The 12,737-nt window shown below is 69.1% G+C and carries 14 protein-coding genes; 7 read left to right on the forward strand and 7 right to left on the reverse strand.

Features of this window, described 5'->3' with window-relative positions:
* Positions 1 to 16 precede the first annotated feature (16 nt).
* Positions 17 to 961, forward strand: coding sequence for an NADP-dependent oxidoreductase (locus AB0L70_RS25235; RefSeq protein WP_363688139.1), 945 nt, complete (start codon positions 17 to 19; stop codon positions 959 to 961).
* Between the two features lie 220 nt (positions 962 to 1,181).
* Positions 1,182 to 1,808, forward strand: coding sequence for a superoxide dismutase (locus AB0L70_RS25240; RefSeq protein ID WP_363688141.1), 627 nt, complete (start codon positions 1,182 to 1,184; stop codon positions 1,806 to 1,808).
* 55 nt (positions 1,809 to 1,863) lie between these two features.
* On the opposite strand, the gene AB0L70_RS25245 is transcribed toward AB0L70_RS25240, so the two are convergent.
* Positions 1,864 to 2,646, reverse strand: a complete 783-nt coding sequence (locus tag AB0L70_RS25245) for an alpha/beta fold hydrolase (protein ID WP_363688143.1) — start codon at positions 2,644 to 2,646, stop codon at positions 1,864 to 1,866.
* Between the two features lie 158 nt (positions 2,647 to 2,804).
* On the opposite strand from AB0L70_RS25245, the gene AB0L70_RS25250 reads away from it, so the two are divergent.
* Positions 2,805 to 3,215, forward strand: coding sequence for a phage holin family protein (locus AB0L70_RS25250; protein ID WP_363688145.1), 411 nt, complete (start codon positions 2,805 to 2,807; stop codon positions 3,213 to 3,215).
* Entirely contained in the window at positions 3,212 to 3,484 is a 273-nt protein-coding gene (locus AB0L70_RS25255; protein ID WP_363688147.1) for a DUF3618 domain-containing protein, read from the forward strand. Before AB0L70_RS25250 ends, AB0L70_RS25255 begins: the two co-directional genes overlap by 4 nt.
* A gap of 44 nt (positions 3,485 to 3,528) precedes the next feature.
* Here the strand turns inward: AB0L70_RS25255 and AB0L70_RS25260 are convergent, their stop codons facing one another.
* On the reverse strand, positions 3,529 to 5,097 hold the full coding sequence (locus AB0L70_RS25260) for a carboxylesterase family protein (RefSeq protein ID WP_363688149.1): 1,569 nt from the start codon (positions 5,095 to 5,097) through the stop codon (positions 3,529 to 3,531).
* Between the two features lie 116 nt (positions 5,098 to 5,213).
* Between AB0L70_RS25260 and AB0L70_RS25265 the strand changes: the two genes are divergently transcribed.
* Both AB0L70_RS25265 and AB0L70_RS25270 read left to right on the forward strand, forming a co-directional pair.
* Positions 5,214 to 6,347 carry a histidine kinase gene (locus AB0L70_RS25265; RefSeq protein ID WP_363688151.1) on the forward strand — a complete coding sequence of 378 codons (1,134 nt, stop codon included), beginning with the start codon at positions 5,214 to 5,216 and terminating at the stop codon, positions 6,345 to 6,347.
* Complete coding sequence (locus AB0L70_RS25270; protein WP_363688153.1) at positions 6,344 to 6,988, forward strand: response regulator transcription factor; 645 nt, start codon at positions 6,344 to 6,346, stop codon at positions 6,986 to 6,988. The genes AB0L70_RS25265 and AB0L70_RS25270 overlap by 4 nt, the downstream gene beginning before the upstream one ends.
* 18 nt (positions 6,989 to 7,006) lie before the next feature.
* Here the strand turns inward: AB0L70_RS25270 and AB0L70_RS25275 are convergent, their stop codons facing one another.
* The 3 genes from AB0L70_RS25275 to AB0L70_RS25285 all read right to left on the reverse strand — a co-directional run bounded on the left by AB0L70_RS25275 (position 7,007) and on the right by AB0L70_RS25285 (position 9,720).
* A complete protein-coding gene (locus AB0L70_RS25275; protein ID WP_363688155.1) occupies positions 7,007 to 8,263 on the reverse strand; it encodes an RNA polymerase sigma factor in 1,257 nt (418 codons plus the stop codon).
* Positions 8,264 to 8,457: 194 nt separating this feature from the next.
* Entirely contained in the window at positions 8,458 to 8,832 is a 375-nt protein-coding gene (locus tag AB0L70_RS25280; RefSeq protein WP_363688157.1) for a YciI family protein, read from the reverse strand.
* Positions 8,833 to 8,907: 75 nt separating this feature from the next.
* Positions 8,908 to 9,720 carry an SDR family NAD(P)-dependent oxidoreductase gene (locus AB0L70_RS25285; RefSeq protein WP_363688159.1) on the reverse strand — a complete coding sequence of 271 codons (813 nt, stop codon included), beginning with the start codon at positions 9,718 to 9,720 and terminating at the stop codon, positions 8,908 to 8,910.
* 107 nt (positions 9,721 to 9,827) lie between these two features.
* On the opposite strand from AB0L70_RS25285, the gene AB0L70_RS25290 reads away from it, so the two are divergent.
* A complete protein-coding gene (locus tag AB0L70_RS25290; RefSeq protein WP_363688161.1) occupies positions 9,828 to 10,400 on the forward strand; it encodes a TetR family transcriptional regulator in 573 nt (190 codons plus the stop codon).
* Positions 10,401 to 10,437: 37 nt separating this feature from the next.
* On the opposite strand, the gene AB0L70_RS25295 is transcribed toward AB0L70_RS25290, so the two are convergent.
* Both AB0L70_RS25295 and AB0L70_RS25300 read right to left on the reverse strand, forming a co-directional pair.
* Complete coding sequence (locus AB0L70_RS25295; RefSeq protein ID WP_363688163.1) at positions 10,438 to 11,955, reverse strand: LCP family protein; 1,518 nt, start codon at positions 11,953 to 11,955, stop codon at positions 10,438 to 10,440.
* A 90-nt stretch (positions 11,956 to 12,045) separates the two neighbouring features.
* Complete coding sequence (locus AB0L70_RS25300) at positions 12,046 to 12,720, reverse strand: SDR family NAD(P)-dependent oxidoreductase (RefSeq protein WP_363688165.1); 675 nt, start codon at positions 12,718 to 12,720, stop codon at positions 12,046 to 12,048.
* Positions 12,721 to 12,737 lie beyond the last annotated feature (17 nt).

Consider the following 12,737-nt stretch of genomic DNA (forward strand, 5'->3'; position numbering starts at 1 on the left):
AGATAGCGTGCGGGCCATGAGAGCTATCAGTCAAGACGCGTTCGGCGGTCCTGAGGTCCTGCACGTGGTCGAGGTCGAGCGGCCTACGCCACTGCCCACCGAGGTGCTGGTCCGGGTTCATGCGGCCGGGGTGAATCCGGTCGACGCCAAGACTCGCGCGGGTCAGGGCGTCGCCGGGATCCTCGGGGATCCGCCGTTCATCCTCGGTTGGGATGTGTCAGGGGTTGTCGAGGAGATCGGTCACGGCGTCCACACGCTCGCGGTCGGCGACGAGGTCTACGGGATGCCGTGGTTCCCGCGGGCGGCTTCGGCGTACGCGGAGTACGTGACCGCACCGTCGCGGCACTTCGCGCGCAAGCCGGCCAACCTCAGCCACACCGACGCAGCCGCGGTCCCGCTGGCGGGACTCACGGCGTACCAGATCCTGACCGTGCTGGCCGGCGTACAGAAGGACCAGCGGGTGCTGGTGCACGCGGCCGCGGGCGGGGTCGGGCACCTGGCCGTGCAGTTCGCCAAAGCACTCGGTGCGTACGTCGTCGGTACGGCGAGCGCCGGCAAGCACGAGTGGTTGCGGGGTCTGGGCGCGGACGAGGTGATCGACTACCACTCGGAGGACGTAGCCAAGGCGACCGGGGACGTCGACGTCGTGGTCGACCTGATCGGCAGCGACACCACGGTGGCTCAGTCCGTGGCCGTGACCAGGCGGGGTGGCCTGGTGGTCGCCGTACCGTCCGGGACCTCGCCGGAGCTGCTTGCTCGCGCGGCGGAGTCCGGTGTCCGGGTGGCGTCGTACCTGGTCGAACCCGATGGTCACGCGCTCGGCGAGATCGCCGCGTTGATCGAGAGCGGAGCCGTCCGGGCCGAGGTCGAGGAGGTGTTCCCGCTCGCGGATGCGGCCGCGGCACACCGGCGGCTGGAGGACGGCCGAACCCGCGGGAAGCTGGTGCTCGCGGTCAGGTGAGACGCCCTCGTGGGTTCTGCGGGTCAGTATGTGAAGCTGGTGGTGTCCCGGGGGGTCGCTGTGTGAGCGGTGGCGTACCGGGCACTGGTGGGAGGTGCCGGGCGGGCCTGCTGTTCCGCGTGGCGCCTTGACCTCAACCGTGGTTGAAGTTTCAAGCTGGTGGCGTTGAACCAGGACATCGGAGATACCGGCCCGCGCGGGCCCCGACGAAGGAGCAGAGTTGACCACGTACACGCTTCCCGACCTCCCCTACGACTACAGCGCGCTCGCGCCGAGCATCGCGGGCGAGATCATGGAGCTGCACCACGACAAGCACCACGCGACCTACGTGAAGGGTCTGAACGACACCCTCGACAAGCTGGCCGAGGCCCGCGACAAGGGTGACTTCGGCTCGATCGTCGGGCTGGAGAAGACGCTCGCCTTCAACCTCGGCGGGCACGTCAACCACTCGATCTTCTGGAAGAACCTGTCGCCGGACGGTGGCGACAAGCCGGACGGCGAGCTGGGTGCGGCGATCGACGAGTCCTTCGGCTCGTTCGACTCCTTCCAGGCCAACTTCACCGCCAGCGCCACCACGATCCAGGGCTCCGGCTGGGCCATCCTCGGCTGGGACGCGCTCGGCGGCAACCTGCTGGTGCACCAGCTGTACGACCAGCAGGGCAACCTGCCGGCCGGGCAGATCCCGATCGTGATGCTGGACATGTGGGAGCACGCCTTCTACCTGCAGTACAAGAACGTGAAGCCGGACTACGTGAAGGCCTGGTGGAACGTGGTGAACTGGGCCGACGCCCAGGCCCGTTTCGACGCGGCCCGCGCCGGCGCCGGCGCCCTGGTCGCCGGAGCCTGACCAGAATCCGAAAGTACGACGAAGGGCGTCCGGACATTCCGGACGCCCTTCGTCGTCAGGTGAGGAAGCCGCAGATCACCGGCGCGATCGCGGCGGCCTTGATGACGTGGGTCTGACCCGGCACCTCGGTGTGCTCGGCCCCTGGGACGGCGCCGGCGAGTGAGCGGGTGGAGGTCTTCATCCAGGCCGGGCTCTTCCCGCCGTTCACGACCAGGACCGGCTGGTCGATGGCGCTCCACTGCGACGGGTCCAACGGCGTACCGAACCCGTTCTCGCCGAGCACGGCCGCGTCGTACGGAAGGGTGTGCGCGACCGCCTTCATCCCCTTCCAGGCCGGCATCAGCTTCATCATCGTGACCACGAAACCGGGCAGGCCGACACCCTTGGTCATGAAGTACCGCACGGCTGCGCCCGGGTCGAGGGCGCGCAGGTCGGCGACCCACGTCTGCGGAATCGGCGTCCGGCTGTCGTCCACCACGAACGGCGGCTCGAACGCGACCAGCTTCTCGATCGGCACGCCCGCCGCCGCGGCCCGCAACGCCAGCGCCGCACCGGACGAGGAGCCGTACACGTACGCCGAACCGCCCGCGGCCTCGATCACCGCCGCCAGGTCCTCGAGCTCGCGCTCCACCTCGTAGGTCTCGGCGTCGCCGGATTCACCCCGCCCACGCCGGTCGTAGTTGTAGACGGTGAAGTGGTCCTTGAGCTCCTCGGCGAGCTCGGGCATCGGCCCCTGCGCCCGGCTGCACAACGCACCGTCGACGAGGACGAGCGCCGGCCCGGACCCCCGCTTGTCGTACGCGATGGTGGTGCCATCCTTCGAGTCCAGCGTGTTCATGGTGTTCCTCCTCGGTGACGATCCTCACCCCTGCGTCGAGCGTGCAGGTCGCCCCTCGACAGGCTGTGACCTAGATCACTTTCGGCGGTTCGCGTCCGCCTGGATTCGTCGTACGCGCGTGGTTGCATAGCGTCACGCCGACTGGGTACCGGGCGGACATGACTTCGCATCCGCAGGAAAATATCGGCGCGCTGGTCAGCCAGATGACCAGCGACGTGAGCCGACTGGTTCGCGAAGAGCTTCAGTTGGCCAAGGCCGAGCTGAAGGACAAAGGCAAGGAGGCCGGGGTCGGTATCGGCCTGCTCGGTGGGGCCGGGACCGTTGCGTTCTACGGCCTCGGAGTGTTGATCGCGGCGGCCGTTCTGGGTCTCGCGGTCGTCGTACCGGCGTGGTTGTCGGCGCTGATCATCGCGGTGGTGCTGTTCGCGATCGCTGGGATCGCGGCGCTGCTGGGTAAGCGTCATGTCAGCCAGGCCACTCCGCCCGTTCCGCAGCATGCCGTCGAGGGCGTGCACGAGGACCTCGAAGCACTCAAGGGCCATCAGCCGGAAGGGAAGATCACCGCATGACCACCACCACCAGCAAGAACGGCACGCATCGCGAGCCGCTGTCCGAGACCGAGGCGCTCCGCGTCGATCTCGAGCAGACCAGGCAGCACCTCGCGGACACCGTGCAGCAACTGAGCCAGCGGCTCAACGTGCCGCATCGCATGAAGGAGTCGGCCGGTCAGTTGAAGGAGTCGGCCGGCCAGCACCCGAGGGCGGTGGCCGCCGTCGGTGGGGCGGTTGCGCTCGGCCTGGGCGGTGCCGTCACCTGGATGGTTCGCCGCCACAAGTAAGAGCTTGGGAGGAGCCCCCGCGCAGCTGCGCGGGGGCTCCTTCGTCACTTCCAGAGGTTGCAGTGGTGGTCGCTGGTGTCGCCCGGGGCAGTGGCTCCGGGGGCGAGCACCTGCACACTCGGCCACTCGGGCCAGCTGGGATTGCTCTGGCCATTGGGGTTTCCGGTACGGGCGAAGTTCGTCCAGTAGCTGCGCATCTGGGCGGCCAGCTTCTGCTGAGCCTCGGTCAGGTGGTACGACTCACCTCCCGCGGCATCGAACAGGTAGTTCAGCTCCGACGCATGCGACGAGCCGGTCGGGAAGCCCGCCGGGAACGGGACGTACCCAGGCGCGGCCGGGTCGGCGAACTCGTAGGCGTAGACCGCCGGCGCCGAGCGGGCGAAGGCTGCGCTCGTGGCCCGTTGCGGGCACGCGAACACCCGATCGGTGTCCATCGCCGACCAGGCCAGCGCCGCCGCGTGATCACCGGCCGACGAGTACTGCGAGGCCGGATAAGTAGCCTCCACCTTGGCGGCCCGATCACCGAAGGCCTCGGTCAGCAGGGTGGAGTAGTTGTCCGCGGTGACGGGGTTCAGCAGCAGTTCCGCGACAGCCGAGATCGCCCGTGCCTCGTCCTTGGTGTGACCGGACAGGATCGGGATCTTCGGGAACAGCCCGGCCTTGATCGCCTTACCTGGTTCGAGCGGCAGGGTCGGGTTGCCATAGGCAATGGATCCGAAGGAGTCGGACTCGGCGAACACCTTGTCCGTGTCCAGGTCTCGCAGGCACCGCAGCGTCGACTTGCCCGTGCAGCCCAGGTGCGTGGCCGCGGTCCGGCCGGTCTCCTGAACGGTGGCCAGTGGGTGCCAGAACGATCCAGCCGCGATCCCGATCGCAAGGCCGTTGCGCGGCCAGTTCAGCAGGCAGGATCCGCTCTCCATGATGGCGCGATCGACCAGCCCGCGCGTGCCCGGCGACGTGAGCAACCCGCAAGTCCCGACCCCTCCACCGGACTCACCGAACAGCGTCACGTTGTGCGAGTCACCACCGAACGCACCGATGTTGTCCCGGACCCACCGCAACGCGGCCTGCTGGTCCTGCATCCCGAACGTGCCCGACCCCGGCAGGCCCTTCAGCCCGAAGTTGCCGAAGACACCGATCCGGAAGTCGACCGTCACCACGATCACGTTGCCCTCGGCCACCAGCTTGGTCGGCACGTGCTGGCTGCCCGAGCCGGAGCTGAACCCGCCACCGTGCGACCACACCATCACCGGCCGCGGTTTCGCCGACTTGCCCTTCGGCACCGTGACATGCAGATAAAGGCAGTCCTCGGAGGTCCCCTTCATCGGCTGGCCGCCCTGCGATTGCGGACAGTACGGCGTCGCCTTGGTGGCATCCCGTACGCCGGTCCAGTGCGCCGGCGGTCGTGGTGGCGTCCACCGCAGTTGCCCGACGGGCGGAGCGGCGTACGGAATGCCTTGGAACGTGACGGTCGACGGGCCGGCCACCCCGCGCAGTGCCCCGTCGTGGATCCGCACGACGTCCGGGTCGGCCTGAGCGGCCACAGGTCCAGCGGTCAGCGGTACGGCGGCCATCAGGAGGCCGATCGCGGCTGGTAGGAGACGTCTGATCATGCGTTCCAGCCTGTCCGTCGGACCCGGCTGATCGGCAGTAGCCACCTGGCTAGAGCTACTCGCCGATGGTCGACAATCGGCACCAAAGGGCCTTCCCAGCTTCTAGGCTCGAAGGCGTGGACCAAGACGACCTCGAGCAGCGGGTGTGGCCGCGGCGCCTCGGCGACGTCTGCCTGACCCTGCTCGCCTACCTCGTGGCCGCGGCGACGCTGACCGGTGAACTCACCTCGACGGTGAAGACCGCCCCGGTGTGGATCGTGCTCGATGTCGTCGCCGGAGTCGCCGGTCCTCCGCTGCTGATGATCCGGCGGCAGCGGCCGATCCTGGTGGTCGCCCTGCTGCTGGCCGCGGCCACGGTCACCACGACAGCGGCTCCGGCCGCGGCGATCGCGTCGGTCATCGTACGGCGGCGCTTCCAGCAGGCACTCGTGGTCGCCGGGTTCGCCCTGGCCGCGGTGACGATCAACCTTGTGGTGCGGCAGGGAATCGAGACGTACTGGCCGATCTACGGCGTACTCGTGCTGATCGGGGCCGTCGAGCTGGGGCTGTTCCTGCGACTGCGGTTGCGACTGTCCCAGGAGGCGGCCAGGCGGGCGCGACGGGCGGAGGCCGAGCAGAAGACCCGGATCGAGCACGCTCGCCGGTCCGAGCGGTTGCGGATCGCCCGGGACATGCACGACGTACTGGCGCATCGGATCTCGCTGCTGAGCATGCACGCCGGTGCATTGGCGTTCCGGCCGGATGCTCCGGCGGCTGATGTGGCGGCAGCCGCCGAGGTGATCCGGGGCGCGTCGCACGACATCCTGACCGATCTGCAGAAGGTGATCGGCGTACTGCGGGACGACACGCAGCCGCCGGAGCCCGATCTACGGCCGCCCGGACTGCAGGGAATCGGTGAGTTGATCGACGACGCGGTCCGGTCGGGTCAGCCGGTCCAGGCCGGCGAGTTGCCGAGTGCAACGATCCCGGAGGCCACCGGGCGAACGGCGTACCGGGTGGTGCAGGAGGGGCTGACGAATGCGCGGAAGCATGCACCGGGGCGCGTGGTGCGGATCGAGTTCGATGCGGCCGAGGAGTTGACGGTTGTCATCAGCAACGAGCTCGCGATCAGCAGTGGATTGGCGGTTCCCGGCGCGGGCCTTGGGCTGCTGGGATTGCGGGAACGGCTTGATCTGCTCGGCGGGCGACTCAGCTACGGTCAGGCGGACGGCATGTTCCGGCTGATCGCCTGGCTACCCTTGGCGTCATGATCCGGGTCCTGTTGGTGGACGACGATCCGCTCGTGCGGATGGGTCTGCGCACGATGCTCGGCGGCGTCTCCGACCTGGTGGTCGCCGGTGAGGCCGACGACGGCGCCGGCGTCCGTGAACTGGTCGCGTCGGCGCGGCCGGATGTGGTGCTGATGGACCTGAAGATGCCCGGCACGGACGGGATCACCGCGACCGCGGCGGTGCGCGAGTCGCCGGATCCACCGGCCGTCATCGTGCTGACGACGTACGACGCCGACGATCAGGTGCTGCGGGCACTCCGGGCCGGGGCGGCGGGGTTCGTGCTGAAGCACACGCCGCCCGCAGACATTGTCGACGCGATCCGCCGGGCGGCGAACGGTGAGCCGGTGCTGTCGCCGAGCGTGCTGGCCGGGCTGATCGAGCACGTCACCAGTCCCGACCGGGATCGGGATCGGCGGGACGCCCGCGAGCTGCTCGGCACGCTGACCGACCGCGAGCGGGCCATCGCCACCGCGATCGCGCAGGGCCGGACGAACCGTGAGATCGCCGGGGAGCTCTACCTCAGTACGGCCACCGTGAAGGCGCACCTCACCCGGTTGATGGCCAAGCTCGAGGTCAGCAATCGCACGCAGGTCGCCGTACTGCTGCACGACGCCGAATAGCTCGCCGGGGCGGAGTAGTTAGCAGGCGGCGGCGCGTTCGAGCAGCAGGGTGCGTTCGCGTTCGTTGCGGGTGAGGGCGGCAGCCTTTTCGAATTCCTTCCGCGCCTCGTCGAGCCGGCCGAGTTTGAAGAGCAGATCGCCACGGACGCTCGGGAGCAGGTGATAGTCCTTCAGCGACGGGTCGTCGGCGAGTGCGTCGACGGCGGCCAGGCCGCGTTCCGGCCCGAACGCCATCGAGATCGCGACCGCCTGGTTCAGCTCGACGACCGGGGACGGCGTGATCTGGGCGAGGACGGCGTACAGGCCGGCGATGCGGGCCCAGTCGGTGTCCTCGGGGTCGGCGGCGCGCGCATGGCAGGCGGCGATCGCGGCCTGGAGCAGGTACGGGCCGGGTGGTTTCTCCATCGTCCAGGCCCGGTCGAGGCCTTCGAGACCGCGACGGATCAGCAGGCGGTCCCAGCGGCGGCGGTCCTGCTCCAGTAGGAGGACGGGCTCGCCTTCAGGGCCGATGCGGGCGTTGGCGCGGGAGGACTGCAGCTCCACCAGGGCGAGCAGTCCGTGGACCTCGGGCTCGTCGGGCATCAGACCCGCGATCAGGCGGCCGAGGCGCATCGCCTCGTTGCACAGTGCCGGACGCATCCAGTCGTCGCCCGCGGTCGCGGAGTACCCCTCGTTGTAGATCAGGTAGACGACCTCGAGCACGGCCGAGAGCCGGTCCCGGAGATCGTCACCGGCCGGGACCTCGAACTGCACGTTGGCCTTGGCCAGGTTGCGCTTGGCCCGGACGATCCGCTGGGCGATCGTTGCCTCCGGCGCGAGAAACGCCCGGGCGATCTCGTCGGTTTTGAGACCGCCGAGGAGGCGGAGCGTGAGCGTGACGCGGGCGTCCATCGTGAGGACCGGGTGACAGGCCGTGAACACCAGCCGGAGCAGGTCGTCCTCGATGTGGTCCTCGAGGATCGCCTCGACATCGTCCTCGACGCTGTCGCCCTCGATCTCGAGCTCATGGCCCATCTCGGCGAGCTTGCGCTGATACGTGTCCTTGCGCCGGATCAGGTCGATCGCGCGCCGCTTGGCGATCGCCATCAGCCAGGCGCCAGGATTGTTCGGTACGCCGGACTCCGGCCACTGCTCGAGCGCGGCCACCAGCGCGTCCTGCGCGAGCTCCTCGGCCAGCCCGACATCCCGCACAATCCGCGCGACACCGGCGATGATCCGAGCCGACTCGATCCGCCAGACCGCGTCAACCGCCCCGTGCGCCTCAATAACCGTCACCCGCCGATAGAACAACACCAACAGCCCAACAGCAACCCACCCCCGGTCCCGCCACCCCCCGAACCCGAGGGATCACCCGCAAGCTGGGGGGTTGCCCGGTGGCTCGGGGGTTGGCGGGACGGGGATGGGTTGCCCGTCGGGCTCGAGAGTTGCCCGGCGGGGCCTTGGGGGTGACGGGCAGGTTGGGAGGTGGGTCAGGTGTAGAGGTCTGAGTCGGGGGCGAAGTCGGCTTCTTCTACTACTCGGCGGACCTCGACCTCGTTGCCGAGGGCTTCGGCGAGGCGGGCGGCCCACTCGATCGCCTCGTCGCGGTTGCGGACCTCGACGACGATCACGCCGCCGACCAGCTCCTTGGTCTCCGCGAACGGCCCGTCGGTGACCGTACGACGACCATCCGCGACCGCCACCCGCGCACCGAGGGAGCTCCGGTGCACACCCTCCGCGAACAGCAGCACACCCGATTTCGCCAGGTCCTCGACCACCTTGCCGACCCCGGCCGCCACCTCCGGCGCCGGGAACTTGCCGGCCTCGCTGTCGGCGTCCGCCTTGTTGATGATCATGTAGCGCATCGCAGTAACTCCTGTCGTATCGGTCGACCACTTACTCTCACGTCGATCGGCCCACCGCCAGATCGACACCCGACTTCAGAGCAACTTCTGGGTGATCTCGTACAACCGGCGAGCGTCCCCGGGATCGAACGTCTTCAGCCCCGGATCCACCGTCTCCCCGACCGCCCGCAGGATCAGCCGCCCGTCCGGCTGCTCATCCATCACCGCGAGCGTGTCCCGGACGCTCTCGGCCGGCGCCTTCGCGAACACCGCGGCCAACCCACGCGCGACCGTCCGCAGCGGCTGCGGCAGGTGGTTGGTCCCGCTCCTCGTGTACGGCGGTTGCACCATCAGCACCTTGGTCCGCCCGCCCGGATGGTTCTGGACATAGTGGACGCCGAGCAGGTCGTTCGCCCGCCCGCCGCTCATCGTCGCCCGGACCATGCTGTACTTCCGGGCGAACTGCAGGTCGTCCCAGTTCACCGCGCCCTTCGTGATCCCGGTCGCGCCGATGTTCGTGATGATCGGCGTCTCGCCGCGCTCGAGCAGGTCCGTCAGGCCGTAACTGAGGATGAACCGGCTGAGGTAATAGAGCACGAACGTCCCCTCGAGCCCGTCCGCCGTCTCCCGCCGCCGCACGAACGGCAGCATCGCGGTCAGCACCAGCGCGTCGAGGGCGTCGTACCGCTCCTCGATCTCCTTGATCACCCGGTGGTTCTCCGCGATCGACAGCAGGTCGGCGTGCACGAACGCCGCCTCGCCACCCAGCCCGGCCGCCTCCGCGAGGAACTCCTCACCCCGGGCGGGCGTACTGCCGATCACCGTCACCCGCCCACCGGACCGCAGGTAATGCAGCGCGATCTCCCGGCCCATCCCGGTCGTCCCGCCGGCCACCACGACGTTCTTCATCTGATCTCCAAAGTCATCGATCGGTGACTTAGACCGTAGATGTCCGGGCGCTAAGATGTCAACGATCGATGACTTGCAGTCCGCCGGACGACTTGGAGACCGTGAGGATGACGCACAAGCGGGACCGGCAGGCGACGCGGACCCGGCTGCTGGAGAGTTCGCGGCTCCGATTCGCCCGGGACGGGTACGACGGGACGAGCGTGCGCGACGTGGCCGGGGACGTCGGGGTGGATCCGGCGCTGGTGTTCCGGTACTTCGGGTCCAAGTCGTCACTGTTCACCGAGGCGATGGCTGGCTCGACGGCTCCCGTCGTACTGCCGGACGGGCCGGTCGACGAACTGCCGGCCAAGCTGATGCATCAGTTGGTGTTCGAGGACTGGGCGGAGTACGCCGGGGAGCATCCGCTGATCGCGATGCTCCGGTCGGCTGGGCACGAGGACATGAAGGACCGGCTGCGGCAACAGGTCTGCGAGGGGTACCTCGGCGTGCTCTCGGAGCTTGCTGAGGGCAACGACGACAAGGACTTGCGGACCGAGCTGTTCGGGGCCTGGCTGCTCGGCATCGGCATCTTGCGGACCGCGGTGGGCACGCCAACGTTGTCCAAGGCAACCGAGGAGGACCTCCGCCCACACCTGGCCGCCGTCGCCGAAGCCCTCTTCGGCCGCCCGATCGCCGACTAGTCAGGCTGGTCGGCGGCCGGGGTAGTCCGGGGGACGGCTAGTTGGGTTGGTCGCCGTTCGGGTGGTAGGCGCAGGCGTCGACCAGGTTCTGGGTGGGGCCGGGCGGGGTGGTCGTCGGATTCGCCGGCTTCCGAGTCGACTTCGGGCTGACCGGAGCGGTCGGCGTTGTGGGCGGGGTCGTCGCCGGCGGGGTCGGGGCCTCCAGCGCCGCCTCGACGGTGTCGCGCAGAGCGTCGTAGTCGGGGTGCAGGTACTTCAGCCGCAGCTTCGACGAGTCCAGCGTGACGTTGGAGACGGTCGCCGACTTCACCCGCAGCGCGAGCTGGACCAACGCGGGCAGCAGCTCCTGCGGAATGTCGGTCCGCAGGAGGTGCTGGCCGGCCTTCGCGATCGCCTTGTACTTCGTCACCAGCGTCTGCGGATCCGCCGCGTCGACCATGCTCTGGATCACGCAGCGCTGCCGGATCTGCCGCTGGTCGTCGTCGGCGCCGTACCGGCCGCGGGCGAACCAGAGCGCGTGCCGGCCGTCGAGGTGCTGGCTCGGACCGGGCTCGATCCACTCCTTCGGCGGGATGTGCGAGCTGCTGATGCCGCCCATCGCGACCCGCTCGTTGACGTTGACGGTGATCCCGCCGAGTGCGTCGACGAGCTCCGGGAACCCGGTCAGGTTGACCTGCAGGTAGTAGTCGAGCTTCAGCCCGATCGCCTCACCGACGGACTGCTTCACCACATCGGCGCCCTCGTTGTCGGACGGGCCGAGGATGCCGGGATGGGCATCCGGGATGTTCTGGTACATCGCGGTCAGCATCCACTCCAGCCGGCCCTCCAGGCTGAGGCCCTCCTTGCCGAAGCCGTCCGGGTAGAACCTGTGCAGCGGCGAGTCCTTCGGGAACGGCATGAAGGTCAGCTGCCGCGGCATCGAGATCAGCTGGGTGTTCCCGGTCTTGGTGTCGATACTCGCCACGATCACCGTGTCGGTCCGGACGCCGACCCGGCTCGGGGCGTCGTCACCGCCGAGCAGCAGCAGGTTCAGCCGCGGCTTGTCCTCCCACGGGTCCTTGACGTTGACGACCTTCGGCCGGGTCGCGCTCTTGCTCTCGCCCTCCGCCTGGAACACGTCCTGCACGAGGGTGCGCTGCGCGAGCACGCTCTGTACGCCGACCGATGCCGGGGCCGCGATCGCGAAACACAGGAGTCCGACGAAGACCGCGCCGATCGCCCGCCCGCCGGCACCACCTGTTGCCGGACGCAACGACCGGTGCGAGGCGACGATCACGACGATCCAGAGGAACGCCAGTACGCCGATCACGACCGAGGTGGTCAGCAGCCGGCTCGGTACGACGGCCGCCGCGAGGACCTCGGCCCGACGGGTCAGACCGATGTACACGGTGAGCGCGACCAGCCCGAGCGAGAGGGTCAGCACGAACGCACCGATCCGCCGGCGACCGCCGACGATCAGACCGAGTCCGGGCAGGAGTGCGCCCAGCAAAGTCAGACCCAGCAGCTCCGGCATCGACCGTGGTCGATGATCCTCGGCGCGCGCACCTCTCCCCATGGCTCCCCTGTCCGCCGTCCCCGAGCTTCCAGTGTGCGTCAAGTACCCGCACCCACACCTCTTCAGACGTGTTACAGGGTCAATCGGTTGTCAAACGGTCAGATGAGCGCCCGCGAATCCGTCGGTCTCGACCAGGGTCCGGACCACGACGGCGATCCGGGCCGGCGGGGTCCATTTGCTCGTGTCGGCCTTCGGCATCGCCGCCCGGTTGGCCGGGGTGTCGATGGTGCCGGGGATGATCGTGTTCACCCGGATGCCGTCGCGGGCGTACTCCGCGTGCAGCGCGTCGGCGAACGCGAGGACGCCGGCTTTCGCGGTGATGTACCCGGCCGCCCCGGAGAACGGTCGCTGCGCGGCGCCGCTCGACGTACAAACGACTGCTCCGCCACCGGCGGCGATCAGGTGCGGGAGCACTCCCTGCGTGATCAGGTACGTCGGGCGCAGGTTGAGCCGGAGTTGATCCTCGAAGTCCTCGATCGGCGTCTCGTGCACCCGGGAGCCGGAGGCGAACCCGCCGACCAGGTTGACCAGTGCGGTCAGTGGTGCGGTCTCGTCGGACGCGGCCAGCGCGACGACATCCGCCGTACCGGCCGGGTCGAGCGGGTCGGCGATCACCGGGCTGAGCGCCGGGTCGGTGCCGAGGCGGGCGAGGGACTCCTCGGTACGCCCGGGGACCACGACGCGCCACCCGGCCCGGAGGAACTCCGCCGTCACCGCGACCCCAAGAGCACCGGTGCCACCGGCAACCACGACCGTCTTCGTCATGGTGGTCAGCCTATTCG

It is taken from the genome of Kribbella sp. NPDC051952, from assembly GCF_040680855.1.
GTDB lineage: Bacteria > Actinomycetota > Actinomycetes > Propionibacteriales > Kribbellaceae > Kribbella.

What these genes read in the sequence shown, in the direction of transcription:
- AB0L70_RS25235 (WP_363688139.1), top strand. Translation starts at nt 17, where the DNA reads ATGAGAGCTATCAGTCAAGACGCGTTCGGCGGTCCTGAGGTCCTGCAC.
- AB0L70_RS25245 (WP_363688143.1), bottom strand. Translation starts at nt 2,646, where the DNA reads ATGAACACGCTGGACTCGAAGGATGGCACCACCATCGCGTACGACAAG.
- AB0L70_RS25250 (WP_363688145.1), top strand. Translation starts at nt 2,805, where the DNA reads ATGACTTCGCATCCGCAGGAAAATATCGGCGCGCTGGTCAGCCAGATG.
- AB0L70_RS25255 (WP_363688147.1), top strand. Translation starts at nt 3,212, where the DNA reads ATGACCACCACCACCAGCAAGAACGGCACGCATCGCGAGCCGCTGTCC.
- AB0L70_RS25260 (WP_363688149.1), bottom strand. Translation starts at nt 5,097, where the DNA reads ATGATCAGACGTCTCCTACCAGCCGCGATCGGCCTCCTGATGGCCGCC.
- AB0L70_RS25270 (WP_363688153.1), top strand. Translation starts at nt 6,344, where the DNA reads ATGATCCGGGTCCTGTTGGTGGACGACGATCCGCTCGTGCGGATGGGT.
- AB0L70_RS25280 (WP_363688157.1), bottom strand. Translation starts at nt 8,832, where the DNA reads ATGCGCTACATGATCATCAACAAGGCGGACGCCGACAGCGAGGCCGGC.
- AB0L70_RS25285 (WP_363688159.1), bottom strand. Translation starts at nt 9,720, where the DNA reads ATGAAGAACGTCGTGGTGGCCGGCGGGACGACCGGGATGGGCCGGGAG.
- AB0L70_RS25290 (WP_363688161.1), top strand. Translation starts at nt 9,828, where the DNA reads ATGACGCACAAGCGGGACCGGCAGGCGACGCGGACCCGGCTGCTGGAG.
- AB0L70_RS25295 (WP_363688163.1), bottom strand. Translation starts at nt 11,955, where the DNA reads ATGGGGAGAGGTGCGCGCGCCGAGGATCATCGACCACGGTCGATGCCG.
- AB0L70_RS25300 (WP_363688165.1), bottom strand. Translation starts at nt 12,720, where the DNA reads ATGACGAAGACGGTCGTGGTTGCCGGTGGCACCGGTGCTCTTGGGGTC.